At 68.6% G+C, this 22,609-nt stretch carries 24 protein-coding genes and 1 tRNA gene; 6 read left to right on the forward strand and 19 right to left on the reverse strand.

What is annotated here, in order from left to right:
• Nucleotides 1-50 precede the first annotated feature (50 nt).
• Genes ACWPMZ_RS13650 through ACWPMZ_RS13685 form a run of 8 tightly spaced genes read right to left on the reverse strand, consistent with a single transcriptional unit; the run spans nucleotide 51 to nucleotide 7,232 of the window.
• A complete protein-coding gene (locus ACWPMZ_RS13650; protein WP_455704609.1) occupies nucleotides 51-590 on the reverse strand; it encodes an N-acetyltransferase family protein in 540 nt (179 codons plus the stop codon).
• Nucleotides 587-1,063: a GNAT family N-acetyltransferase gene (locus ACWPMZ_RS13655; protein ID WP_455704610.1), complete on the reverse strand. Its 477-nt coding sequence runs from the start codon at nucleotides 1,061-1,063 to the stop codon at nucleotides 587-589. Before ACWPMZ_RS13655 ends, ACWPMZ_RS13650 begins: the two co-directional genes overlap by 4 nt.
• A complete protein-coding gene (locus ACWPMZ_RS13660; protein WP_455704611.1) occupies nucleotides 1,060-1,950 on the reverse strand; it encodes an RDD family protein in 891 nt (296 codons plus the stop codon). The genes ACWPMZ_RS13655 and ACWPMZ_RS13660 overlap by 4 nt, the downstream gene beginning before the upstream one ends.
• Nucleotides 1,950-2,996, reverse strand: coding sequence for a stage II sporulation protein M (locus tag ACWPMZ_RS13665; RefSeq protein WP_455704612.1), 1,047 nt, complete (start codon nucleotides 2,994-2,996; stop codon nucleotides 1,950-1,952). Before ACWPMZ_RS13665 ends, ACWPMZ_RS13660 begins: the two co-directional genes overlap by 1 nt.
• Complete coding sequence (locus ACWPMZ_RS13670; RefSeq protein ID WP_455704613.1) at nucleotides 2,996-4,327, reverse strand: DUF58 domain-containing protein; 1,332 nt, start codon at nucleotides 4,325-4,327, stop codon at nucleotides 2,996-2,998. The genes ACWPMZ_RS13665 and ACWPMZ_RS13670 overlap by 1 nt, the downstream gene beginning before the upstream one ends.
• Nucleotides 4,328-5,290 carry an AAA family ATPase gene (locus ACWPMZ_RS13675; protein WP_455704614.1) on the reverse strand — a complete coding sequence of 321 codons (963 nt, stop codon included), beginning with the start codon at nucleotides 5,288-5,290 and terminating at the stop codon, nucleotides 4,328-4,330. It lies immediately after the preceding gene.
• Nucleotides 5,287-6,573, reverse strand: a complete 1,287-nt coding sequence (locus ACWPMZ_RS13680) for a DUF4350 domain-containing protein (RefSeq protein ID WP_455704615.1) — start codon at nucleotides 6,571-6,573, stop codon at nucleotides 5,287-5,289. Before ACWPMZ_RS13680 ends, ACWPMZ_RS13675 begins: the two co-directional genes overlap by 4 nt.
• Nucleotides 6,570-7,232: a hypothetical protein gene (locus ACWPMZ_RS13685; RefSeq protein WP_455704616.1), complete on the reverse strand. Its 663-nt coding sequence runs from the start codon at nucleotides 7,230-7,232 to the stop codon at nucleotides 6,570-6,572. Before ACWPMZ_RS13685 ends, ACWPMZ_RS13680 begins: the two co-directional genes overlap by 4 nt.
• Nucleotides 7,233-7,305: 73 nt before the next feature.
• Between ACWPMZ_RS13685 and ACWPMZ_RS13690 the strand changes: the two genes are divergently transcribed.
• Complete coding sequence (locus ACWPMZ_RS13690; protein WP_455704617.1) at nucleotides 7,306-8,232, forward strand: isoaspartyl peptidase/L-asparaginase family protein; 927 nt, start codon at nucleotides 7,306-7,308, stop codon at nucleotides 8,230-8,232.
• A gap of 3 nt (nucleotides 8,233-8,235) precedes the next feature.
• Here the strand turns inward: ACWPMZ_RS13690 and ACWPMZ_RS13695 are convergent, their stop codons facing one another.
• On the reverse strand, nucleotides 8,236-9,129 hold the full coding sequence (locus tag ACWPMZ_RS13695) for a prephenate dehydratase (protein WP_455704618.1): 894 nt from the start codon (nucleotides 9,127-9,129) through the stop codon (nucleotides 8,236-8,238).
• 141 nt (nucleotides 9,130-9,270) lie between these two features.
• Here ACWPMZ_RS13695 and ACWPMZ_RS13700 point away from each other — a divergent pair, with 141 nt between their 5' ends.
• On the forward strand, nucleotides 9,271-9,951 hold the full coding sequence (locus ACWPMZ_RS13700; protein ID WP_455704619.1) for a c-type cytochrome: 681 nt from the start codon (nucleotides 9,271-9,273) through the stop codon (nucleotides 9,949-9,951).
• A gap of 22 nt (nucleotides 9,952-9,973) precedes the next feature.
• Here ACWPMZ_RS13700 and ACWPMZ_RS13705 read toward each other — a convergent pair whose 3' ends face one another.
• Both ACWPMZ_RS13705 and ACWPMZ_RS13710 read right to left on the reverse strand, forming a co-directional pair.
• Complete coding sequence (locus ACWPMZ_RS13705; RefSeq protein ID WP_455704620.1) at nucleotides 9,974-10,639, reverse strand: RlmE family RNA methyltransferase; 666 nt, start codon at nucleotides 10,637-10,639, stop codon at nucleotides 9,974-9,976.
• Nucleotides 10,636-11,754, reverse strand: a complete 1,119-nt coding sequence (locus tag ACWPMZ_RS13710) for a Ppx/GppA phosphatase family protein (RefSeq protein WP_455704621.1) — start codon at nucleotides 11,752-11,754, stop codon at nucleotides 10,636-10,638. Before ACWPMZ_RS13710 ends, ACWPMZ_RS13705 begins: the two co-directional genes overlap by 4 nt.
• 158 nt (nucleotides 11,755-11,912) lie before the next feature.
• On the opposite strand from ACWPMZ_RS13710, the gene ACWPMZ_RS13715 reads away from it, so the two are divergent.
• Nucleotides 11,913-11,986, forward strand: a tRNA-Gln gene (locus ACWPMZ_RS13715).
• 47 nt (nucleotides 11,987-12,033) lie between these two features.
• The gene (locus ACWPMZ_RS13720) at nucleotides 12,034-12,939 is read left to right on the forward strand and encodes an LOG family protein (RefSeq protein WP_455704622.1); all 906 of its coding nucleotides are present in this window, start codon (nucleotides 12,034-12,036) and stop codon (nucleotides 12,937-12,939) included.
• A 9-nt stretch (nucleotides 12,940-12,948) separates the two neighbouring features.
• Here ACWPMZ_RS13720 and thiD read toward each other — a convergent pair whose 3' ends face one another.
• Both thiD and glmM read right to left on the reverse strand, forming a co-directional pair.
• Nucleotides 12,949-13,698: a bifunctional hydroxymethylpyrimidine kinase/phosphomethylpyrimidine kinase gene (thiD, locus tag ACWPMZ_RS13725; RefSeq protein ID WP_455704623.1), complete on the reverse strand. Its 750-nt coding sequence runs from the start codon at nucleotides 13,696-13,698 to the stop codon at nucleotides 12,949-12,951.
• Between the two features lie 8 nt (nucleotides 13,699-13,706).
• On the reverse strand, nucleotides 13,707-15,047 hold the full coding sequence (gene glmM / locus ACWPMZ_RS13730) for a phosphoglucosamine mutase (protein ID WP_455704624.1): 1,341 nt from the start codon (nucleotides 15,045-15,047) through the stop codon (nucleotides 13,707-13,709).
• Between the two features lie 151 nt (nucleotides 15,048-15,198).
• On the opposite strand from glmM, the gene ACWPMZ_RS13735 reads away from it, so the two are divergent.
• Nucleotides 15,199-15,810, forward strand: a complete 612-nt coding sequence (locus ACWPMZ_RS13735) for a superoxide dismutase (protein WP_455704625.1) — start codon at nucleotides 15,199-15,201, stop codon at nucleotides 15,808-15,810.
• Nucleotides 15,811-15,867: 57 nt separating this feature from the next.
• Here ACWPMZ_RS13735 and ACWPMZ_RS13740 read toward each other — a convergent pair whose 3' ends face one another.
• Genes ACWPMZ_RS13740 through ACWPMZ_RS13750 form a run of 3 tightly spaced genes read right to left on the reverse strand, consistent with a single transcriptional unit; the run spans nucleotide 15,868 to nucleotide 17,873 of the window.
• Nucleotides 15,868-17,037 carry an AI-2E family transporter gene (locus ACWPMZ_RS13740; protein ID WP_455704626.1) on the reverse strand — a complete coding sequence of 390 codons (1,170 nt, stop codon included), beginning with the start codon at nucleotides 17,035-17,037 and terminating at the stop codon, nucleotides 15,868-15,870.
• A gap of 33 nt (nucleotides 17,038-17,070) precedes the next feature.
• The gene (locus ACWPMZ_RS13745; protein WP_455704627.1) at nucleotides 17,071-17,703 is read right to left on the reverse strand and encodes a sigma-70 family RNA polymerase sigma factor; all 633 of its coding nucleotides are present in this window, start codon (nucleotides 17,701-17,703) and stop codon (nucleotides 17,071-17,073) included.
• Nucleotides 17,703-17,873 (reverse strand): NepR family anti-sigma factor, encoded by a 171-nt coding sequence (locus ACWPMZ_RS13750; RefSeq protein ID WP_455704628.1) that lies wholly within the window; start codon nucleotides 17,871-17,873, stop codon nucleotides 17,703-17,705. The genes ACWPMZ_RS13745 and ACWPMZ_RS13750 overlap by 1 nt, the downstream gene beginning before the upstream one ends.
• 275 nt (nucleotides 17,874-18,148) lie before the next feature.
• Between ACWPMZ_RS13750 and ACWPMZ_RS13755 the strand changes: the two genes are divergently transcribed.
• Nucleotides 18,149-19,759: a CHASE domain-containing protein gene (locus ACWPMZ_RS13755; protein WP_455704629.1), complete on the forward strand. Its 1,611-nt coding sequence runs from the start codon at nucleotides 18,149-18,151 to the stop codon at nucleotides 19,757-19,759.
• Nucleotides 19,760-19,821: 62 nt separating this feature from the next.
• Here ACWPMZ_RS13755 and ACWPMZ_RS13760 read toward each other — a convergent pair whose 3' ends face one another.
• The 3 genes from ACWPMZ_RS13760 to ACWPMZ_RS13770 form a co-directional block, all read right to left on the reverse strand.
• Nucleotides 19,822-20,616: a response regulator gene (locus tag ACWPMZ_RS13760; RefSeq protein WP_455704630.1), complete on the reverse strand. Its 795-nt coding sequence runs from the start codon at nucleotides 20,614-20,616 to the stop codon at nucleotides 19,822-19,824.
• A 274-nt stretch (nucleotides 20,617-20,890) separates the two neighbouring features.
• Complete coding sequence (locus tag ACWPMZ_RS13765) at nucleotides 20,891-21,331, reverse strand: response regulator (protein ID WP_455704631.1); 441 nt, start codon at nucleotides 21,329-21,331, stop codon at nucleotides 20,891-20,893.
• Between the two features lie 94 nt (nucleotides 21,332-21,425).
• Nucleotides 21,426-22,580, reverse strand: a complete 1,155-nt coding sequence (locus ACWPMZ_RS13770; protein WP_455704632.1) for an N-acetyltransferase — start codon at nucleotides 22,578-22,580, stop codon at nucleotides 21,426-21,428.
• Between the last annotated feature and the right edge of the window lie 29 nt (nucleotides 22,581-22,609).

Genomic DNA, 22,609 nt, shown 5'->3' on the forward strand with positions numbered 1-22,609 from the left:
GACCCCCTGAGTCCACTTCGCCGAGTGGCTACGCATTCCCTCCCGAATAATCAGGATTTCCCGCCGCGCGCAAGCGGCAGACGCAGCTCGAGCAGAAACTCGTCGTCGCGGTGGCTGCCGACCATGAAATCGATGTCGGCGATCTTGGCGAAACCGTAGCGGGCGTAGAAGCGCTGCGCGCCAAGGTTTTCGCTCCAGACCGACAGCTGCACCGCGTCCGCTTCCCGCCGTGCGGCTTCGGCCAGCACCCATTCCATCAGCGCTGCGCCGATCCCCTCGCCGGTGCGGCCGGGCAGGGTGTAGAGCTGCTGCAGGGCGAGCGGCCGGACAGCGTCGGAATGCTCGGCATAGCCGCTCGGAAACCGCACTTTGCAGAAACCCGCCAGCGTTCCGTCGGCGTCGTAGGCCAGGCGATGGTCCAGCGCGGGGTCGGCCAGTTCCTGCGCTATCGCCGCCGGGGAATAGGCCTGCTCGACAAAGGCGGCCAGATCCTCGGGCGCGTAGAGATGGCCGAAGGCGGCGACGAAGCTGTCGCGCCCCAGCGTGGCGAGGGCCTCGGCATCGGCCGGCCCGGCGGCGCGCAGGATCATCGCTCCGCATCCAGGTCGCGGCTCATGCAGATCGAGAAATCGTCGGCCTGGTAATCGCCGAAATCCTCGCACGGCGTGAAACCGTGTTTCCGGTAAAGGTTCTGTGCGGGAACGTACTCCGCCGGGCGCCCGGTCTCCAGGCCCAGCCAGCCGTAGCCGCGTGCCCGCGCCTCGGCGATCAGGTGCAGCAGGATGGCCTCGCCCGCGCCCTTGCCGCGATAGTCGGGGGCCGCGCGCATCGACTTGAGTTCGCCCTTGCCGGGATCGATTTCCTTGAGCGCGCCCACGGCGGCCAGCGTATCGCCGTCCCACGCCGAAAAGAACGTTACGTCGGGCTGGCGCAGCCGCTCGATCGGCATCGCGTGCACCTTGCAGGGGGGCGAGATGCGATGCATCTCCTCCAGGTGCATTTCGAGGAGCGCGGCCACCGCGCCGCCGGTCAGGTCGTCCTCGACGATGCGATACTGGGTCACTCGAACTTGTCCCTCTTGCGTCTGCCGAAGCGCATGTCGCGTTCCAGCCGGCCGCGCAAGGCGGCGTAGAACGCCTCGAGGAATTCGCGCTCGTCGCCACTGCCGGCGGTCCAGCCGAACTTGGCACAGATCGTCTCGGTCACCTGTCGCAGCGCTTCGGGCCGCCCTTCGCGCAGGACGCGCTCGAGCACCTGCAGCTCGCGCTCGCCGTAGGTCGCGAGCGATGCCTCGGTGAAATCGTAGCCGGGCTTTTCCGCCGCGCCGAGCGACAGGGCGCCCGCCAGCCGCGTGCGGCGCGATTCGATGACCCAGGTCCCGGCGATCAGGTCGCCCGCGCGCAGGGCGTCGCGGTTGAAGAACGGGAACAGCGCGAAGGCCAGCACCCAGATGGCCGCCGCGACGCCGGCCACGCCCTGCTCTCCAGCAAGGCCACCGGCGACGAGCACCAGCGGCAGGAACAGCTCGGCATCGCGCATCAGGTTGCGGGCGATCACCGCCTCGGCGGTCAGCCTGGCGCTGCCGCCGGCGATGGGCCGGGCGGCGACGCGTATGCCCAGTGCCCGCTTGCCCGGCGTGGCGCCGCGCGGGCCCAGCTCGAAGGCCAGGAAATAGGCGTAGCGGCACAGGAACAGGCCCAGGATGAGCACGATCATGACCGCGGACGCCGCCGGCGAAGATCCGGCGTCGGGGACATCGAGGTTCATCCCGATGGACAGCAGGATCAGCACGGCGGCGAAGAAGGTCCCGAAGATGAGCGTGAGGTCGAGCGACAGCGCGGCGAAGCGTGCGCCCCGGCTGGCGATAGTGACGGGCAGCGCCACGCCTTCGGGCGTCGCCAGCTCGCGCAGCCGCTTGCCGGCGCCCGCCACGCTCCGCGTGCGCGCCATCAGCGGGCGCCCCTGCGGCCGGAGAAGGCGAAGTAGGCCAGCCAGCAGGCCAGCATCCCGCCGCCGATGGCGAAGCGCGCCGGGGTCGGCTGAATGAGCTGGCGGGCGAACCCCTCGAGCAGCCCGGCGATCACCAGCATGACGACGACGCCCGCCATGACGCTTGCCGCGCGGTGCCCGGCCTCCTGCGCCGCGGCCAGGATCGAGCGGGCCCCGGGAAAGGCCATCGACCGCCCGACATGCAGCCCGGCCGCTCCGGCGAGGACGATGGCGAACAGTTCGGTCGTGCCGTGAACGGAAATCCAGGCGGCGAAGTCCGGCCCCAGGCCGCGGCTTTCGAACAGCCACCACATCGCGCCCAGCACGGCCATGTTGTGGACCAGCAGCAGCAGCGTGGGCACGGCGAAGGCGAATCCCAGCGCGAAGGCCATGATCGCCACGCCGGTGTTGTTGGAGAACAGGTAGGCGGCGAACACCGCCAGGCCGCTCTCGTCGCTGCCCGCCAGCGTCCCGGCCAGCGCCTCGCGGCTGGCGCCGGGCTGGCGCGCGTCCTGGAAGCCCGAGGGGACGAGCGCGTAGTACCAGTCCTCGTCGCCCACCACGAGCAGCCAGCCCGCCACGGTGCCCGCAACCGCCACCGCCAGCGCGATGCAGATGTCGAGCCACAGCGCGCGCACCGCCCGCGCCCAGCCGCCGCCGAAGAAGCGCGCCAGCCACGTCCCGAAGCCCATCCGCGGCCCGTGGATCTGCAGCGCGGCGCGGCGCACCAGCGCCTCGAGATAGTCCAGCGTCGCGGCATCGAGCGAGGTCTCGCGCGCCACCGCCAGGCTCGAGGCGGCCTGGCGATAGAGCACCGGCAGGTCGAGCAGGTCGGCATCGGAAATGCGCCCCGGGCGGTTCTTCTCCAGCGCCGTGACCACCTGCTCCAGCCGCCGCCAGTCGGTCTCGCGCGCCAGGCGGAAGCGGTCGGAGCGCAGGCTGGCCGCCTCGACGTCGGGCGGCGGCGGGGGCGGCTCGCGGCGCAGGAAGGGGAGCGAAAGCGCCATCAGCCGATCGCCTCGGCGCGCTTGGTTTCCAGGTAGCGGTCGATCAGCTTGTAGGTCAGCGCCTGCCACGAGGCCTCGATCACGTCGACGCCCAGCCGGCGCAGCCGCTGCAGCACCAGCGCCCGCTGCCGTGCGAGGCCGTCGGCCGCGACGGCGGTTGCGACGTCGGCGAGGGTCGCGGGCTCCGCGCCGGACAGGCGCGCAAGCTCGGCGTCCTCCATCGTCACGAACAGCACCAGGTGGCGGCGGACCAGCCGCTCGACGCTCTCGACCATCAGCTCGGCCGAGGTCGGGTCGGTGAAATCGGCCATGATGACGACCAGCGAGCGCCGCTTGAGCGCGGTGGCCAGGGTGGCAAGCGCGAGGGTGAAGTTGGGCTCGCGGGTAGAATAGTCGAGGCCTGCTGCGGCCTGCTGCAGGCGGGGGAAGGCCCGGGTATCCTGCGCGAACGGGGTCAGCGGGCCGGGCCTCTCGGCAAAGCCGTAGAGCGCGACCCGGTCGCCCCCGCGCAGCGCGACATAGGCCGCGGTGAGCGCCGCCGACACCGCCCGGTCGATCCGGGGCAGCCCGTCGATCGGCTCGCTCATCGACGCCCCGCAATCGAGCGCGAAGACGATCTGGTTGTCGCGCTCGGCCTCGTTCTCGCGCGCCAGCAGGCCGGTGTGCCGGGCGCTCGCCTTCCAGTCGATTTGCCGCCGGTCCATGCCCGGCGCGAACTCGCTCAGCGCCTCGAACTGGGTGCCCTCGCCGCGGATCCGCCGCGCCACCAGGCCGAACTGCGCGTCGCGCAGGTAAGCCTGCAGCACCGGCGAGCGGACCGGCGAGAGATCGGGCCAGACGCGCACATCGCTCTCGATCGCACGCGTCGCCTGTCGCCGCGCGAGGCCGAGGGGCCCGCGCCAAGCGAGCCACAAGCGCTCGACCCGCCCGGTCCCGCGGCGCTGCGGCACCAGGGTGAATTCGCCGCGCCACACGCCGTCGGCGGCATCGGGGGCAAGGGCGATCTGCGCGGTGCCGTGCGGGCCGAGGCGCGGGTCGAAGCCCAGCGCCGCGCGCGGGGGCCGGCGGCCCGGGCGCCCGGCGGTGCGGTGGGAGAACTCGGCGAGCAGCGGCGCGCTCAGCGGCTGGCCGATCTCTCCGTCCTCGGGCACATCCAGCCGGACCGCGATCAGCCTGCCGGCGAGCCATCCGTCGAGCGCCACCAGCACCAGCAGCACCGCGCCCGCCAGCGGCACCAGCGGCCAGCCCCGCGGGGCCACGGCAGCCACCACCAGCGCCAGCGGCGCGGCGATCGCGAGCAGCGCCAGGGTCCGGGCGGTGGGGGCGATCACCTACCTGGGCGCCTCGACCTGCTCGATCAGCCCGCCGACGAGGTCCTCCACGCGGCGGCCCTCGATCTCGGCCGCGGGGGAAAGGATGAGCCGGTGGCGTAGCGTGCTTGCCGCCAGCGCCTTGACGTCGTCGGGCAGCACGTAGTCGCGCCCGTCCAGCGCGGCGCGCGCGCGGGCGGCCGTGGCCAACAGCACTGCTGCGCGCGGGCTGGCCCCGCTGTCGAGGTCCGCGCTCTCGCGCGTCGCGCGCACCAGGGCGACGGTGTAGTCGATCACCTCGGGCGCCAGCGTGACCGCGCGCACCGCCGCGTGGGCCGCGGCCAGCTTGCCGGTATCCGCCACCGCGGCGATCCCGAAGTCCGCCGGCGCCTGCGGGCCGCTGCGCTCGCCGAAGCGGGCGACGATGCGCGCCTCTTCCTCGGCGCTGGGATAGGGCACCAGCAGCTTGAACAGGAAGCGGTCGAGCTGCGCCTCGGGCAGCGGGTAGACGCCCTGGTGCTCGATCGGGTTCTGCGTGGCGACGACCATGAAATGCTCGGGCAGCGCATGGCTCTGCCCGTCGAGCGTGACGCGCCGCTCCTGCATCGCCTCGAGTAGCGCGGCCTGGGTCTTGGGCGGCGTGCGGTTGATCTCGTCGGCCAGCAGCAGCTCGCGGAAGATCGGCCCGCGCGTCAGGGTGAACTGGCTGGTCTGGAAGTTGAACAGGTTGGACCCCAGGATGTCGCCCGGCAGCAGGTCGGGGGTGAACTGGATGCGGCCGAACTCAAGCCCCGTGGCGGCAGCAAAGCATTGCGCCAGGAAGGTCTTGGCCGTGCCCGGCGGCCCTTCCATCAGCACGTGGCCCTGCGCCAGCAGGGCGATCAGCAGGTGGTCGATGGCTTCGTCCTGCCCCACGATGGCCTTGCCGACCTCGCCCCTGATGGCCTGCGCCAGCGCGCCGACCCGTTCGAGTTCTTCGCTCATCGCGAGATTGTCCTTTCGATGGATTTGAGCGCCTGTGCGGCGCGGAGGATTTCGGCGGGCCGGTGCGCTTCGACCAGCGTGGCCGCTGCGCGGCTCGCAGCTGCGGCGTCCATCCCGCGGCGTTCGAGCGAGCGGGCGATGGAGGCTTCGCGCACCTCCGGCTCGAGGCGGTCCGACAGGCCCAGCGCCTGGCCGATCCGGCGCATCAGCAGGGCGGCATAGGGTGGTCCGGCCAGGCGCATCCGCCGCGCGCGTTCGATCATCGCCGCCCCGTCGCGCGCCAGTTGCGCCTTTCCGCCGGCCAGCGCCGGTTCGTCCGCCCGCGGCGGCCCGAAGCGGACGAAGCCACGCCAGCCGATCACCAGCGCGGCCAGCAGCAGGGTGAGCGTGACGGCAAGGAACGGCGGCTCGAAGGCCAGGGTCAGCAGGTTCTCGCTGCGGGCGAGGCCGGGCAGGGTCAGGTCGAACACGACCGGCAACCGGTATCCGTCGAGCGCCGCCTCGACGAGATCGACCGCCAGCCGCGCCCGCCGGGCATCGGCCAGCCCGGCGTTGTTCACCAGGTCCGGCTCGGCCACGACGATCAGCGGCCAGGGGTTGTCGGCATCCTCGTCGAGCTCGGGCATCGCGCGCCCGGTCCACTCGGACAGTATTTCGTAGGCCCCGCCATCGTCGCGCCAGGCAACGAGCGCACGGCCTGTGGCCCCTTCCACCAGCGGCACCATCTCGGCGGAGCGGATCGACTGCACCTGCGCGGGCAACGGCAGCCGGCCGTTGTCGTCGCCGGCCCGCCAGTTTGCCTGCCGGGCGATTTTCACGTCGAGCGGATCGAGCCCGACATTGTCGGCCCATTCGGGCGATTCGGCATCGTCGAGCAGGACGACCCAGTCCTTCGGCGTGTTCTTCAGGCCGAAATTCGAAGCTTCGAAGCCGAACCATTTCGGCAGGATCAGCAGGGTCGGGCCTTGCAACCTGCGCGCCGTGAGCAGGGGCGCTAGCTCCTCGGCATCGGCATACTGGGTGGGCGTAAGGACCAGCAGGGACTCCTCGTCGAGCCGCCCGGGCGTGCGGGAGAGCGCGACGTCATGCCCTTCGCGCTCGAGCAGGGCGACCAGCGCGGCATAGCCGTTGATCGCTTTGCTGGCCGCATGACCGGAGCCGGACGAGCGCTCGCCCCCGGTCCAGCCCGAGCCCAGCGCATAGAGGAACAGCAGGAAGGCCGCAGCGCCCACCGCGACCAGGCCGAGGACGACCTTGGGATCGAAGGGCGAAGACCGGCTCATGCCGCCGCGTGCCCGAGCGGCCCGAGCGCGAATTCGGCGTAGGCGGCGCGCGCGGCCTGCCAGTCGCCCGCGTCCAGCGCGCGCAGGGCGAACAGGCTGCGCTCCACCCGCGCGGCGATGGTGCCGAAGGCGGTGCGCGCCGTGGCGGGAAGCGCGGGAAGGGTGGAGATCTCGCGCGCGGTGCTCGATGGATGGAGCAGCCCGGGCCGCGCCGCGTCGATCTGCGCGACCGAGCGCTGCAGCAACAGGTGCGTCGCGCCGGCGAAGTCGCCGGCCTGGGCGAGGCGGTCGGCATCCTCCAGCAGGCCCAGCGCGGCGCCGCGTTCGGGTTGCCAAACGGCCTCGGTGGTGGGCGCTTCCGCCTTGCGCTTCAGCGTGGGGCGCAGGTTCGTCCAGACGAGCCAGCCGAGTGCGGCGACAGCCAGCGCCAGCAGGATCCACTTGCCCACGTCCCACGACAATCCGACCAGGCGGAACACGCTGTCGAGCGCGCGGGCCACCGGCTGCAGCACTTCGCCCAGCCATTCGAGCAGGCGTTGCAGCCAGTCGGGCGGGTCGGGCGCCTTGGGCTGTTCGAGCGGGGTGAACTGGATCGAGCCGTCCGCGCGGACAGCTTCCCAGTTGCGCAGGAAATCGCGATCCCCCTGATCCGTCGCCATTTTCGAGTGGTTGCACGGCCAAGGGCACGGCGCAAGCTTGCCACGGCGCGCGCCCGTGGGCAGGTGGGTCGGCATGACGCAAGCGACCTGGAGTCTGGCGATCCACGGCGGAGCGGGCACGCTCTCGCCCGACACCATTACCCCTGAGCAGGGCGCCGCGGTGCGCGCCGCGCTGGCGGCCGCGCGCGATGCCGGGGCGGCCGTGCTGGGCGCCGGCGGCGCGGCGCTCGACGCGGTCGAGGCGGCGGTGCGGCTGCTGGAGGACGACGAGCAATTCAACGCCGGGCGCGGCGCGACGCTGACCTATGAAGGCGGGGTGGAGCTCGATGCGGCGGTGATGGACGGCCGGGCCCGCGCGGCGGGCGCCGTGGCCGGCGTCTCGTCGGTGCGCCACCCGGTCGCGCTGGCGCGCAAGGTGATGGAAGCCGGGCCCCACGTCTTCCTCGCCGGTGCCGGGGCGGAGGAATTCGCCCGCCTGCACGGCGTCGAGCCGGCGCCGGACGGCTGGTTCGTCACCGAGCGGCGCCGGGCGCAGTGGGAGGAATTCCGCGCCCGCAAGACCGGCTGGTTCGATGCCGACGTGAAGTACGGCACGGTCGGCGCGGTGGCGCGCGATGCCGGCGGCCACGTCGCGGCGGCGACCTCGACCGGCGGGCTCACCGGCAAGCGCTGGAACCGGATCGGCGACAGCCCGGTGATCGGCGCGGGCACCTGGGCCGATGATCGCTCGGGCGCGGTGAGCTGCACCGGTTCGGGCGAGTACTTCCTGCGCGCCGCCGCCGCGCATCTCGCCTGCGAACGGATGCGGCTGCTGGGCGAAGGGGCGCAGGCCGCGGCCGACGCCGCGCTGGCCGAAGTCGCCGGGCTGGGCGGGGACGGCGGGCTGATCCTCGTCGCGGCCGACGGGACCACCGCCTTCGCCTTCAACACGCCGGGCATGTACCGCGCCCGCTGCGACAGCTCGGGCCTGCGCGAAACGGCGATCTTCGCCGGCGAGTAGGGCTCAGCCCCGTTTCATGGCCTGGCGGTAGGTGCCCAGCATGCGCAGTTCCTTGCAGTGGAACGCCAGCTCGTCCAGCGCCCGGTCGACCGCCGGATCGCCCGGTGCGCCGACGATGTCGGAATAGAACATCGTGGCCGAGAAGCTGGCGCCCTGCTGGTAGGATTCCAGCTTGGTCATGTTGACGCCGTTGGTCGCGAACCCGCCCATCGCCTTGTAGAGCGCGGCGGGCACGTTCTTCACTTCGAAGACGAACGTCGTCATCGCCGTCCCTCCCTCAAGGGCGGCCGGATCGAGCGCTTCGTTCGCCAGGACGACGAACCGCGTCGTGTTGTCCGCGGCGTCGGAAACGTCGAATTCTACCGTCTTCAGGCCGTAGAGATTCGACGCGATCTGCGGGGCGACGGCGCACAGGGCAGGGTCGCCCTGCTCCTTCACGAAGGCCGCGGCACCCGCGGTGTCGGGATAGGACATCGGCACGATGTTGCGCTCTCTCAACCACTTGCGCGTCTGCCCCAGCGCCTGCGGATGCGAATAGGCGGCCTCGAACGGCCCCTCGCCCAGCGCCATGATGGCATAGCGGATCGGCAGGAAATGCTCCCCCACGATCTTCAACCCACTCTCGGGCAAAAGGAAATGGATGTCGGCCACGCGCCCGTGTTGCGAGTTCTCGATCGGGATGATCGCGCAGCCCGCGCGCCTCGTTTTCACCGCGTCGAGCGCGTCCTCGAAGCTGAAGCATGGCAGGGGCAGGCAGCCGGGCGCCCATTCCTGCGCCGCGCGGTGCGAATTGGCGCCCGGAGCGCCCTGGAACGCGACCGCGCGCGACGGCTCTTGGGCGGCGGCGGCGGCCATCCGTTCGACCAGGGCGAGCGCGGGTGCGGGGAAGCTGTGCATGGCGCTGCGGCGGGTAGCGGCGCGCGCCCCGTGGGACAAGCGTGCAGTGCGGCCAGCCCAAGGGCGGATGGGGGGCTTGCGAAGGCGGGCCGGGGACACTAGAGCCGCGCCGAAAGTTACCAGGGCAGATTCACCACTCCGATGACCGACCGCCTCAACACCATCTTCGGCTGGATCCTCTTCTCGGGGATCGTCGCCCTCGGCCTCAACAGCCTGTTCTCGCATATCCTGCGGGCCGACGATCATCACATGCCGGAAAATCCTGGTTTCGTGATCGAGGCTCCCGAAGAAGGCGAAGGCGGCGGCGCGGGTCCGGATCTGGGCACGCTGCTTGCGGCGGCAGACCCGGCGGCGGGCGAGAAGGTCTTCGCCAAGTGCGTAAGCTGCCACACCATCAACTCTGGCGGTGCGACCGGGATTGGCCCCAACCTGTTCGGGATCGTAGGCCAGCCGATCGGCAAGCACGCCCCCGGGTTCGCCTATTCGTCCGACCTGGCCGGGCATGGCGGCAACTGGGACTACGCCAATCTGGATCACTGGCTTGCCAGCCCCAAGGCCTTTGCCAGCGGCACCAAGATGAGCTTCGCCGGCCTGTCGAAGCCGGAAGATCGCGCCAACGTGATCGCCTATCTCAAGGCCAACGGCGGCGGGCCTGACTACCCGGCTCCCGCGGCGCCTGAAGCCGCTCCGGCCGAGGACGATCCGGCGGCAGCGGCGGGCGATGCAGCCGCGACTCCGGAAGCCGAAGGCGCGGCGGCCGCAGGCGCGGTCGCGGCCGACCAGCCGGCCGATACCGAAGCCACCGGCGCGACCGCCAACTAGGCCTGCCGCATCGGGGGCGGCGTCAGCGCCCCTTGAACCCCTGTGCCACCACGTACCATTCGGACGAGCCCTTACGGCTCGCCGGGGGCTTGGCGTGCTTGACCGTGCGGAAGTGCTGCTTGAGCAGCGCCAGCAGCTCCGCATCGGTTCCGCCGGCCAGCACCTTGGAGACGAAGGCGCCGCCTTCCTCCAGCGTCTCGATGGCGAAATGCGCCGCGGTCTCGACCAGGCCCATTGTGCGCAAGTGATCGGTCTGCTTGTGGCCGACGGTGTTGGCCGCCATGTCCGACAGCACCAGATCGGGCGCGCCGCCGAGCGCGTGCTCGATTGCGCCGGGCGCCTCGTCGGCCATGAAGTCCATCTGCAGGATCGCGACGCCTTCGATAGGCTCGGTTTCGAGCAGGTCGATCCCCGCGACCGCCGCCTTGGGCGCCCGCTTACGCACGACCTGGCTCCATCCGCCGGGGGCAATGCCCAGGTCGATCACCCGCTTGGCTCCCTTCACGAGCCCGAAGCGGTCGTCGAGCTCGATCAGCTTGTAGGCGGCGCGGCTGCGATAGCCGTCGGCCTTCGCCTGCTTGACGTAAGGGTCGTTGAGCTGGCGTTCCAGCCAGCGGACCGACGATGCGGTGCGGCCGCGCCCGGTCTTGACCCGGCGATCCGAGTCCTTGCCGCCCCCGCGGCTCACGACTCGCTGCCGTTCTGAACGCGCCGCAGAGACGCGCGGGCGTGCTCTCCCTCGACGTCCGCCGCCATCAGGCTGCGCAGGATGCCTTCGCGAATGCCCCGGTCGGCCACCCCGAGGCGTGGCGCGGGCCACAGGTCGATGATCGCTTCCAGGATGGCGCACCCGGCTGTCACCAGGTCGGCCCGGTCGTTGCCGATGCAGGGCAGCCGGCGCCGCTCCGCAGGCGTCATCTCGGACAGATCGCTGCAGATGCGGCGCATCGAATCGGTCGGCACGATCAACCCGTCGACCGCGCTGCGATCGTATTGCGGCAGCCCCAGATGCACGCTGGCGAGCGTCGTGACCGTTCCGCTCGTGCCCAGCAGGCGCAGGTCGGGAGTCTGGCTCGGCGCCACGCGTTCGGCGAATTCGGCGAAACTGTCGCTCACCAGCCGGCGCATCTCGCCATACCGGGCGGCGCGCTTCTCCGGCGATCCGCCGTCCTGCTCGTGGCCGACTGTCTCGGTCAGCGAGACGACTCCCCAAGGGACCGACTGCCAGTCGACGATGCGCGGCACCGGGCCGCCCGGTTCGATCAGCACGAGTTCGGTCGATCCGCCGCCGATGTCGAAGATCATCGCCGGGCCTATGCCGTCCTCCAGCAGGATGTGGCAGCCCAGCACCGCCAGCCGGGCTTCCTCCTGCGCGCTGATGATGTCGAGCTGGATTCCGGTCTCGCGCCGTACGCGTTCGATGAAGGCAGCGCCGTTGGTCGCACGGCGGCACGCCTCCGTCGCGACAGACCGGGCGAGGTGGACGTTGCGCCTCCGCAGCTTGTCGGCGCAGATGCGCAGCGCGCCCACGGCGCGGTCCATCGCCTCGTCGCTCAGCCGACCGGTCTGGGCAAGACCTTCGCCCAGCCGCACCACGCGGCTGAACGCGTCGATCACCACGAAATTTTCGGACGTCGGGCGGGCGATCAGCAGGCGGCAGTTGTTGGTGCCGAGGTCGATCGCCGCGTAGGCCTGGCGATAGTGTCCGCTTGGCGGACGACGCCAGCCTTCCGACGGGCCTTCGCCGCTTTGCTCCTCGCGAGCCGCCGCCAGCGGCTCTCCGGGCGGTGAATGGTCCGCCATGATACTCAAGCCTTCTTTATCGTCTTCGGCCGCCCCGCGGGCGCCTGACCTGACGCGAGGCTAGCCGAGGCTTGGAGTGGGGGCAAGGCGCGCGCATCGTGAGCCCCACCGGGCGGGTTGACGCGGGCGAACGCTGCAACTAGATGCCCGCCCTTCGTTGCCCCGTCCTCTAACGGTAAGAGAGCGGACTCTGACTCCGTCAATCAAGGTTCGAATCCTTGCGGGGCATCCAGCCACATCCCATTGCCTCTCAAGGGCCGCGGTCCTAGGCCAAGCCTCATGACTGAAGAAGAAAAGAAAGAGCGCGATCTCAAGGCGCGCAAGTTCTATCGCGCCGAGCAGGAAGCCGGGTTCGCCGAGGCCGCTCCGCACGAAACCCCGCAGACCCGCCACCCCGCCTACCGGCTGGCATTTCGCGACACCGACTTCCTCCTGCGCGAGGAATTGCGCCCGGTCCGCTTCCAGCTCGAACTGCTCAAGCCCGAAATGCTGCTCGACGAAGCCGGCGTCGGCTCCACGCTCGTCATGTACGGCTCGGCCCGCATTCCGCCGCCCGAGGCGGTGGACACCGCGCTCGCCGGGGCGAAGGAACTGCCGGATGAAGACCGCATCGTGGTCGAACGGCTGGCGGCCAAGGCCAAATACTACGCCGAGGCCTACAACTTGGCCCGGCTCGTATCGGAAAAGTCGATCATCGAGGACGGCAAGCGCCAGTTCGTCATCTGCTCGGGCGGCGGACCGTCGATCATGGAAGCGGCCAATCGCGGTGCGAGCGATGCGGGGGCCGAATCGATCGGGCTCAACATTATCCTGCCGCACGAACAGGCGCCCAACCGCTACGTCACGCCCTACCTTTCGCTCAACTTCCACTACTTCGCGCTGCGCAAGATGCACTTCCTCCTGCGCGCCCGCGCAGTGGCCGTGTTCCCCGGCGGGTTCGGCACGTTCGACGAGTTCTTCGAGCTGCTCACGCTGATCCAGACCGGCAAGATGAAGGCCATGCCGATCCTGCTGTTCGGCAAGGAATTCTGGACCCGAGTGATCGACTGGGAAGCCTTCGCCGAGGAAGGCGTGATCTCGAAGAAGGATCTCGACCTGTTCCGCTGGTGCGAAACCGCGGAAGAGGCCTGGGAGCATATTGCGGCGTTCTACAAGATCGATGCGCCCAACTGGCCCACGTTCTAGCCGGATACTTCAGCGCACCGCCTGGTGCCCCATCGGCCCGGCCCCACTGCCGAAGCCCGGCGCAGACCGCAGTGCCTCGCGCACGAAATCACGCGCACCCTCGATCGCCGCCTCGAGCGATTCGCCGCGGCCCAGCAGAGCGGCGATGGCGCTCGACAGCGTGCAACCCGTGCCGTGCGTGTGGCGCGTGAGGATCCGTGCCGCGGTCCAGATGCGGTCGGGCTGACCGGGACGCACCAGCCGGTCTTCCACCTCAGGACCTTCGGCATCGCCACCCTTGGCGAGATAGGGCACGCCGCGCGCCAGCAGAACCCCAGGCCCGCCCAGCGCCGCCAGTTCGGGCACGTTGGGCGTGGTCAGCGTGGCGATCTCCATCAGCCAGCCGAAAGCCTCCACCGTGGCCGCATCGGCAAGCACCGCGCCGCTGGTCGCGACCATCACCGGATCGAACACGATCGGGACGCCCAGATCCTCCAACCGGTCGGCAACGACTTCGGCCACGTCGGCGCTGCCGAGCATGCCGATCTTCACCGCGTCGGCACCGATGTCGTCCAGGCAGGCGTCGATCTGCCGGGCCACGAAGTCGGGCGAAAGCGTCTCGACGCCGGTCACGCCGCGCGTGTTCTGCGCGGTGACGGCGGTGATCGCTGTCATCGCGTAGCCGCCGAGCATCGTGATCGTCTTGATGTCGGCCTGGATGCCCGCGCCGCCCGAACTGTCCGAGCCGGCGATGGCGAGAATGCGGGCCGGGCGGGACATCTGCGTTGTCAGGCCGCGGCGGCGCGCACCGCGTCGCAGATCGAATCGACCACCTGCTCCACCTGCCCCGCATCGTCGCCTTCGGCCATGACGCGAATCTTGGGCTCGGTGCCCGAGGCGCGAATGACCAGCCGCCCGCGCCCGGCCAGAACCGCCTCGCCATCGGCGATCGCCTGCTGGACGCGCGCGTCGGAAAGGGGGTCGCCGCCCGAAAAGACCACGTTCTTGAGCAACTGCGGGACCGCGTCGAACAGATGGAGCACCTCGCTCGCCGGCTTGCCCGCGCGCACCAGGGCGGACAGCACCTGCAATGCGGCAAGCGTTCCGTCGCCGGTGGTGGCGTGGTCGAGCAGGATCATGTGGCCCGATTGTTCGCCGCCGAGGTTGTAGCCGCCTTCGCGCATCGCCTCGAGGACGTAGCGGTCGCCCACCTTCGTGCGTACCAGATCGAGCCCGCGGCCCGCCAGATGGCGTTCGAGGCCCAGGTTGCTCATCACCGTGGCGACCACGCCGCCGCCCCTCAATTGCCCGGTATCGGCCAGTTCCCCGGCGATCAGCGCCATGATCTGGTCGCCATCGACGACTTCGCCCTTCTCGTCGACCACCAGCAGGCGATCGGCGTCGCCGTCGAGCGCGAGACCGATGTCGGCGCCCGAGGCGACCACCGTCTCGCGGATCTTCTCGAGCGAGGTGGAACCGACGCCGTCGTTGATGTTGGTCCCGTTGGGCGAGACGCCGATGGCGATCACCTTGGCGCCCAGCTCCCACACCGCGGTCGGCGTGACCTGATAAGCCGCGCCATGCGCGCAATCGAGCACGACTGTCAGTCCGTCGAGCCGGATATCGTCGGGCAGCGAGGACTTGACCGCGTGGATGTAGCGACCGGCGGCATCGTCGATCCGGCGCGCGCGGCCCACGTCCTTGCCTTCGGCCAGCGGAACGTCTTCTTCCAGCGCCTTTTCGATCGCCAGCTCGTCGGCATCGGACAGCTTGAAGCCGTCGGGGCCGAACAGCTTTATGCCGTTGTCGGCAAAGGCGTTGTGGCTGGCGCTGATCATCACGCCCAGGTCGGCGCGCATCTCGCGCGTGAGCAGGGCGATCGCGGGGGTCGGCAGCGGCCCGGTCATGATTACGTCCATGCCCACGCTGGTGAAACCGGCGACGAGCGCGGTTTCCATCATGTAGCCCGAAAGCCGGGTGTCCTTGCCGATCACCACCCGATGCTTGTGGTCCCCGCGCAGGAAATGGCGCCCGGCCGCCTGGCCGACCTTCATCGCGGTTGCCGCCGTCAGAACCCCGGCGTTGGCCCGTCCGCGGATTCCGTCGGTGCCGAAGTACTTGCGTGCCATGGACCCTCGAATTGAAAAACTATGCCGTGCCGCACGCATTGGCGCGTTGCAGCGCGCTTGTCACGGGTGCATGGCACCCCCGTCCGAAACCGCGAGCGCTTGTACGCGTTGGACGGGAAACGAACCCACAAAACAGGAAGGACGGACCCCCATGGCTTTTTCACTCATCGACCTGCCTTACGACAGCGAGGCGCTGGCCCCGGCGATCAGCGCGGAAACGCTGAGCTATCACCACGGCAAACATCACAAGGCCTACATCGACAAGACGAATGCCGCGATCGAAGGCACGGACCTGGCCGACAAGAGCCTCGAAGAGGTGGTCGCCGCCGCGCGCGGTTCGAACCAGGGGCTGTTCAACAACGCCGCGCAGAGCTGGAACCATGGCTTCTACTGGTACTCGCTGGCGGGCAGCAGCTCGGCGCCCTCGGGCGAACTGGCCGGGATGATCGATGACGCATTCGGATCGATGGACGAGTTCAAGACCAAGCTGGCCGATCGCGGCGTGGGCCATTTCGCCAGCGGCTGGGTCTGGCTGGCCGAGAAGGGTGGCAAAGTCTCGATCGAGGAAACGCATGACGGCGACACGCTGGCCGACAGCGGCTTCAACCCGCTGCTCACGCTCGACGTGTGGGAGCATGCCTACTACCTCGATCACCAGAACGCCCGCCCGGCCTATCTGAAGGCAGTGATCGACAATCACCTGAACTGGGATTTCGCGGCAGAGAACCTCGCGCGCGGATCGGCCTGGAAGTACCCCGGCTAAGCCCCGCGAACACCGGATCGCAAAGGCCCGTCCCGCCAGCGCGGGGCGGGCCTTCTGCTATTGCGAGGCCAGGTCCTCGTCGGCCTGCAGGTCCATCGGGTTGTTCGTAAACAGCGGCTCGCCGAAGATGAAGCCGATCAGGTTCGGCTTGCCGAGGTGTTCGATCAGCGCGGTGACCGTCAGCAGGATCGGGACCGAAAGCAATGCGCCCGTCACGCCCCAGATCCAGGTGAAGTAGCTCAGCGCCAGCAGGATCATCACCGGGTTCATCGTGAAACGGGCGCCCAGGATCGAGGGCGTCACCACGTTGGATTCGACCGCATGCAAGCCCAGGTAGGCCACGGCCGGAATGATTCCGACCCAAGGCGAAGTGGCTGTGCCCAATCCGAAGACGGCCAGCAGGACAACCATGGACAGCGGGCCGATGTAGGGCAGGAAGTTCATCAACATGGCCAGCCCGCCCCACATGACGGGGTAGTCCACGCCCATAACCCAGGCGCCGACAGTCACGATGACGCCGACCCCGAAGTTGATCAGCGCCACGGTGAGAATGTAGGCGGCGACCCGGTCCTGCACATCGCGGATCACCCGGGCGGCCTTGATGCTGGCGCCGAAGCTGGCGCGGTCGAGCAGCAGGCGGCGGCGCATCCGCACCCGCGCCTCGATCATGAAGAAGGTCATAAGGAAGGTCAGCAGCACGCCGAGTACCGCGGTCGGCGTGGCGAAGGCGACCTGTTCCAGCATCGAGGGGCTTTTCAGCACGACCTCGCGCTCTTCCTCGCGCCCGGCGATCTCAAGGAGCTGGTCGTTGAGCTGCGAGAGCCAGAAGAAGTTGCGCTTCAGGTGTTCGAAATGCTCGCCCACCTGGCGCAGGATCTGCGGCGCCTCGTCGAACAGGCCGAGGGCTGGCCGGAACACCGCCGTCAGGGCCAGCAGGACGATCGAGATGAACACCATCAGCGCGAGCAGCGACGAAAGGATGTTGGGCAGGCCCCAGTGGGCCAGCTTGTCGGCCAGCGGAGACAATACGATCGTCAGCACGATCGCCGTCACCAGCGGAAGGAACACCACCGCGCCGATCGACAGCACGAACGGCAGGGCAAGAAACAGGCCGGCGGCAAGCAGCAGGACCAGCGAGGAGATCAGGCGCAGTTCCTGCGCGGCAAAGGTCAGCGCCCGGCGGCGCGGAGGGAGTGATGCCAGGGGATCGGTCGGGTCGTCGCTCATTTTGCGTTTCGGCGACGGAGTGTGCCGCGCGCTCTAGCGTGTTGCAACGGTTTCGCCGTTGCCGGCGGCTACCTCGTCGAGTTCCTCGAGGATGGCGCGATGCGCGGCCGGATCGCCAATAGAGCGCTCGGGGATTGTCCCCTCCTCGATCATCGTCGTCAGCGCGGCGCGCGCCCGGCCAACGCGGCTCTTGATCGTGCCCACGGCGCAGCCGCAGATATTGGCCGCTTCCTCGTAGGAAAAGCCGCCGGCGCCGACCAGCAGCAGAGCCTCGCGCCGCTCCGGCGGAAGCGTCAGCAGCGCGCGGTGCATGTCGGACAGGTGGATCGGCTCCTCCTGCCCGGCCGGTGCGGTCAGGATCCGCTCGGCTACGGTCTCGTCGTATTCGCCGCGAAAGCGGTTGCGGCGCATGTCGGTCAGATAGGCGTTACGCAAAATGACGAAGGTCCACGCGCGCATCGACGTGCCGGGCTCGAACCGCTCTTGCGCGGCCCAGGCTTTGAGCAGGGTCTCCTGCACAAGATCGTCGGCCATGTCGGGCCTGCCACACAGGCCGCGCGCGAAGGCACGAAGATGGGGAACCACCTCGGTCAGTTCGCGCTTGAACGCACGCCTGTCGTCGGCGCTACGCTTCGGCAGCTCGTTGGCGACCTCGTCCTTGGCCATTATTCCCCGGCGTCCAATTTCGAGAGCAGGTCCTGGAAAGAATCCGGCAACGGTTCGTCCACGACAGAGTCGTACAGCCTCTTCAGGCCGTGCGTCCACTCCGCGTCGCGTGACGACGGCTTTTCCTTTGCAGACGCCGGCGCCTGCTTTTCTTTACGTGTACCTGCCATGTGAACTGGTCAGCCCGTCCCCGAAAAAACTAAAATTCCGCCCGCTTGCTCGACCCTTCTGTTGCAAGCTTGCATCGGTCCCACACCCATCGGGCGCGCAACTGGAACGATATCATCTTCATTCGGTTCCCATCAGGACCGCCGGTCGAAGTTTTGGTTGATAACAGAAAGAGTGGCGCACAGGCGTGCAGAAGCCAAACACGCCTGACGAAACCGGCCGGAGAACCGCTTTGCAGAAGATGGAGCTTTCCCAGCGGAGGACACGGCATTGGCTCGTGCGCCATCCGCGCGGGATGCCCCTGGCCATCTTTGCGCTGGTAACCGCCATCACCTTGCTCAGCGTGTTCGCGATCGAGCGGGGCCAGGACCTGCGCGCCCGGGCCGAACTGTCGGGCCGGGCGGTCGAGATCGCCGCCGCACTCGAAAGGCGTGCCAATGCCAACAGCGCCTACCTGCGCGCCGGCGCTGCCCTTCTTGCGACGCTCGACGAGATTTCCGCCCAGCGATTCCGCGCCTTCGTCGGCGAGTTGCGGCTCGATTCGGATTACCGCGGCGCCGAAGGGATCGGTTGGGCGCAGATCGTCGGCCCGCTCGAGACAGAAACATTCGAGCAAGAACTCGTGGCAGAGGGTTCGGGCATCGCGCGCATCCATCCCGCGCTTGCGCCGGGCCAGGCCTATGCGGTCCCCGTCACCTATCTCCAGCCCGACACGGTGCGGAACCGCCGGGCGCTGGGTTACGACATGTATTCCGATCCGGTCCGCCGGGCCGCCATGAACGAGGCCCAGCGTACAGCGCGCCCAACCGCGAGCGGCCGTGTGGTGATGCAGGAGGGGGGGCCACAGAGCGAGCCCGGATTCCTCATCTACATGCCGGTGTTCCGGCCGGGTGAAGCGGGGCGGGAACTGCGCGGCTTCATCTACAGCCCCTTCAATGCGGACGACTTCCTGTCTTCCGCGCTGGAACTGGAAGACGTCGGCTCCTACGGCGTGAAATTGTACGACGGGGAGGCAAGCCCGGCGAACTTGCTTGCCAGCAACGCTGTCGACGATGCTCTCGGCGCGACCCATTCCGAGCCGCTGTTCATCGCCAACCATGCCTGGACACTGGAGCTCGTATCGCCGCAGCGCTCGACCTTGTCGGGCCTGTCGATGATGACACTGATCTTCGGCCTGCTCGTGGCCAGCCTGCTGATGCTGGTGATCCGGATGCTGACCCAGCAGGCAACCGAAAACGATGCCGCGCTGCGCTGGTTTCAGGAACAGGCATCGATACGAAATTCCCTGACGCGCGAGCTCAATCACCGGGTCAAGAACACGCTGGCCAACGTGCTCTCGATCATCCAGCTGACCCGCCGCAGGGCCAGTGGGCTGGAGGAATTCGCTGACGGGCTCGACGGGCGTATTCGCGCGCTGTCGGCCACGCACGATCTGCTGACCCAGTCGGACTGGGGCACCACGCCGGTGCGGGCGGTGGTCGACGCCGAACTGGCGCCATACCTCCAGCCCGGCGACAACCGCGTCGAGGTCTTCGGCGGGGCGATCGACCTTGCGCCCAACGATGCCCTGTCGCTCGGTCTGGCCGTCCACGAACTGGCCACGAACGCGGCCAAGTACGGCGCGCTCAGCGTCCCCGGCGGCAAGGTGCGGATCGCCTGGGACAAGACGAGCGCCAACCGTGTGCGTCTGGAATGGCGCGAAAGTGGCGGCCCGCCGGTGCCGGAGACTCCGGCGCGCGGATTCGGGACCGACCTGATCGAGAAGATCGTGGCGCATGAGCTTGGCACGCCGGTCGACCTGGAATTCGCCCCCGGCGGGGTAATCTGCGTGCTGACGATCCCGGTGCGCGAGCCGACGCCGTTCTCGATGCGCGCCGGCGCGCGCTAAGCAGACATGAAAAACCCCGCCGACAAGGGCGGGGTCTTTCGTTGTCGCCAAGGGCGGACCCGTCAGCCCAGGGGGCGGCTCGATCCGAAGAACAGCGCTTGGCTGATCGCCGCGCGGACAGTCGATTCCTGGAACGGCTTGGTGATGAGATAGGTCGGCTCGGGCCGGTCGCCGGTCAGCAGGCGTTCGGGATAGGCGGTGATGAAAATTACCGGCACGCTGCCGATCGACAGAATGTCGTCGACCGCGTCGAGACCCGAGGAGCCGTCGGCGAGCTGGATGTCCGCCAGGACAAGCCCGGGCATCTTTTCCTGCACGACTTCCTGGGCCTGCGTGCGCGTGGCCGCAGTGCCGCAGATGTCGTGCCCGATCGCACGGACAAGATCTTCGAGTTGCATCGAGATCAGCGGCTCGTCCTCGATGATCAGGACGCTGGTCGTATTCTCGCGGTCGATCTCCTCGATCGCCTCGTTCACCAGGCGGCCGATATCGTCCTCCGCCACGTCCATGATCTGGGCCGCTTCGGCGTTGGAGAAATCCTCCACGGTCGTCAGCAGCAGCGCCTGCCGGTTGAGCGGGGTGATCTTGCGCAGTTGATCCTGCGCCGCGGCCTCGTGCAGCCCCTGATCGTCGGGATCCTCGCCCACTTCGAGGTAGGCGCTCGACCACAATTTGTTGAACGCGGCATAGAGCGGAACCCGGCCGCCGCGGAGTGAATCGGCCAGGTCCTGATCGGCAAGGGCCGCTTCGAGGGTAGCCTTGACGAAAGCATCGCCGGTCGACTGCGAACCCGTAAGGGCACGGGCATAACGGCGAAGAAACGGAAGATGTGCGGCGACTTCGGCACCGATAGACATGAAAACCCCTTCCCGGAATCAATCAGGCTGCCTTGGAACGGACCAATTCCGTTCAGGTTCCGGCAGGCCCCGCGCTATCCGGGATTATTTTCGGGAAAGCCAAGAAAAAAGGCCTCCGCGCTTTTTTGCGCGGAGGCCTTTCGGGATCGTATCACCAGCCGCTTGGACGGGAGGGGGGGTCTCGGCGGTGACAAAGGGATAATGTCCGGCCCGGATTACAGTTCCCGGTCAACGCGATTTTTTTTCGAGTAAACTTGAGGGATCGCGGACCCGTTCAGCCCTTTCCCCGCAGGCGCGCGAACAGACCGGTTGTCTTGCTGCCGGCAAGCACTTCGACCAGCGCGGCCGGGTCGTAGGGCTTCTCGAACACCGGACCCATTTCGGCGACCTGTTGCGGGATTTCATTGGGAGAACCAGTCGAAAAGACGATCCGGGGCGGCTTGGGGCCGAGCAGGTCGACCAGCTCGGCAATTGCCCATCCGTCGTCCCGATCGGCCAGGTGCACGTCGATGATCATCGCATCGGGGCGCTTCTTCTCGAGTTCGGCCATCGTCGCCGCGGTAGTCGCGCATATGACGACTTCTTCCGCGCCGCCTTCGTGAATCAGCGCATCCTCGATCGCCAGCGCGAGGACCGGATCGTCCTCGACAACGAGGACCCGGCCAAGAGTGCCCGCCCGTTTCGTCGCCCTGGGCTTGCCGGCCGGTGCCTTCATGCAGAAAATCCTCTTGGGGCCTCGCGGGAAAAGCCGCGCAAGGCGAAACGGAAACGAGGCGCCGGTGCGCGGGGTTCCCGCGTAATCTACGGGATCAGAGCGATTTTTCGTAGATGTTGTATTCCTTGTTGACCCGGCTTTCGATGGCGTCGGCAATGGCGACCATCCCCTGGTTGTCCTCCAGGATCCAGCCGATTTCGCCGCGCGTTGCGCCGTAGCGGGCAATCGCATTGAGGCGGATGCGCTCGATCATCATGAAAGCGAGCTGGCTCGCCATCCGGCTCGACTGCAGGCGCTTGACCACGCCCATCAGCGGGACCCGCATCGTGCGCACGCGCGGCTTGCGCAGCCACCACAGCAGCTTGGCCCAATTGAAGGGAAACAGGCTGCCGCCCATGCCGATCAGCTTCTCGTTGAGGTCGGGCAGCACCATCATGAAGGCGACCGGCTCCCCGTCGAGTTCGGCAATCATGTTGAGATCGGCCCGGATGAGCGGGCGCTGCTTCTTGGCCGCATATTTCTTCTCGCGCTCGGTGAAGGGCACGAACCCCCAGTTGTCCGACCAGGCATCGTTGAGGATGTCGATCACGATGCCCACGTCCCGTTCGTAGTGGCTGAAATCGACCGGGCGGATGACGATTCGCGGGTTTCGCTCGCCCGAGGCGATGATTCGCTGGATGAGCTCGGGGAACGGGCCGGTGATGTCGAGCTCGTAGGTCGCCAGGGTCTTGGCCCGCGAGTAACCCGACCCCTCGATCCAACCCTGATACTTGGGATCGTCATGCCCCATCATGACCGTGGGCGGGTGGTCGTGGCCGCGCACCAGCAGGCCCGGCTCCTCCCAGATCGACATGGATAGCGGGGCGAGCACGCGGGTCATCCCCTGTTCCCTCAGCCATTCCTCGGCCCGCGCGATCAGGGCCTTCGCGACCGCCTCGTCTTCCGCTTCGAGCAGGCCCCAGTTGCCGGTGCCCGGACCCATTCCCTGTTCGGGCGGCTGGGCGATCGCGAGTTCGTCGATATGGGCGGAGATGCGGCCCACGACCGCCCCCGCGCGGCGGGCGAGGAAATACTGCACGCGCGCGTGATCGTGGAACGGGTTCTTGCCCGGCGTCAGCAGTTCGACCACTTCGCTGCGGAGCGGCGACACCCAGTTGGGATCCGATCCATTCAGGCGATAAGCGAGATCGACAAAGGCATTGAGGTCGGCCTTGCCGGACACCGGGGTGATCTCTATCTGCTCGCTCACGTTCAGGCCTCGTTCCGCCCGGTGCGGGC

Source organism: Tsuneonella sp. HG222, from assembly GCF_053819185.1.

What these genes read in the sequence shown, in the direction of transcription:
- ACWPMZ_RS13710 (WP_455704621.1), bottom strand. Translation starts at nt 11,754, where the DNA reads ATGGCGGACCATTCACCGCCCGGAGAGCCGCTGGCGGCGGCTCGCGAG.
- ACWPMZ_RS13720 (WP_455704622.1), top strand. Translation starts at nt 12,034, where the DNA reads ATGACTGAAGAAGAAAAGAAAGAGCGCGATCTCAAGGCGCGCAAGTTC.
- ACWPMZ_RS13660 (WP_455704611.1), bottom strand. Translation starts at nt 1,950, where the DNA reads ATGGCGCGCACGCGGAGCGTGGCGGGCGCCGGCAAGCGGCTGCGCGAG.
- ACWPMZ_RS13765 (WP_455704631.1), bottom strand. Translation starts at nt 21,331, where the DNA reads ATGAAGGCACCGGCCGGCAAGCCCAGGGCGACGAAACGGGCGGGCACT.
- ACWPMZ_RS13675 (WP_455704614.1), bottom strand. Translation starts at nt 5,290, where the DNA reads ATGAGCGAAGAACTCGAACGGGTCGGCGCGCTGGCGCAGGCCATCAGG.
- ACWPMZ_RS13745 (WP_455704627.1), bottom strand. Translation starts at nt 17,703, where the DNA reads ATGGCCAAGGACGAGGTCGCCAACGAGCTGCCGAAGCGTAGCGCCGAC.
- ACWPMZ_RS13750 (WP_455704628.1), bottom strand. Translation starts at nt 17,873, where the DNA reads ATGGCAGGTACACGTAAAGAAAAGCAGGCGCCGGCGTCTGCAAAGGAA.
- ACWPMZ_RS13685 (WP_455704616.1), bottom strand. Translation starts at nt 7,232, where the DNA reads ATGGCGACGGATCAGGGGGATCGCGATTTCCTGCGCAACTGGGAAGCT.
- glmM (WP_455704624.1), bottom strand. Translation starts at nt 15,047, where the DNA reads ATGGCACGCAAGTACTTCGGCACCGACGGAATCCGCGGACGGGCCAAC.
- ACWPMZ_RS13650 (WP_455704609.1), bottom strand. Translation starts at nt 590, where the DNA reads ATGATCCTGCGCGCCGCCGGGCCGGCCGATGCCGAGGCCCTCGCCACG.
- ACWPMZ_RS13680 (WP_455704615.1), bottom strand. Translation starts at nt 6,573, where the DNA reads ATGAGCCGGTCTTCGCCCTTCGATCCCAAGGTCGTCCTCGGCCTGGTC.
- thiD (WP_455704623.1), bottom strand. Translation starts at nt 13,698, where the DNA reads ATGTCCCGCCCGGCCCGCATTCTCGCCATCGCCGGCTCGGACAGTTCG.
- ACWPMZ_RS13665 (WP_455704612.1), bottom strand. Translation starts at nt 2,996, where the DNA reads ATGGCGCTTTCGCTCCCCTTCCTGCGCCGCGAGCCGCCCCCGCCGCCG.
- ACWPMZ_RS13695 (WP_455704618.1), bottom strand. Translation starts at nt 9,129, where the DNA reads ATGCACAGCTTCCCCGCACCCGCGCTCGCCCTGGTCGAACGGATGGCC.
- ACWPMZ_RS13735 (WP_455704625.1), top strand. Translation starts at nt 15,199, where the DNA reads ATGGCTTTTTCACTCATCGACCTGCCTTACGACAGCGAGGCGCTGGCC.
- ACWPMZ_RS13760 (WP_455704630.1), bottom strand. Translation starts at nt 20,616, where the DNA reads ATGTCTATCGGTGCCGAAGTCGCCGCACATCTTCCGTTTCTTCGCCGT.
- ACWPMZ_RS13740 (WP_455704626.1), bottom strand. Translation starts at nt 17,037, where the DNA reads ATGAGCGACGACCCGACCGATCCCCTGGCATCACTCCCTCCGCGCCGC.
- ACWPMZ_RS13700 (WP_455704619.1), top strand. Translation starts at nt 9,271, where the DNA reads ATGACCGACCGCCTCAACACCATCTTCGGCTGGATCCTCTTCTCGGGG.
- ACWPMZ_RS13690 (WP_455704617.1), top strand. Translation starts at nt 7,306, where the DNA reads ATGACGCAAGCGACCTGGAGTCTGGCGATCCACGGCGGAGCGGGCACG.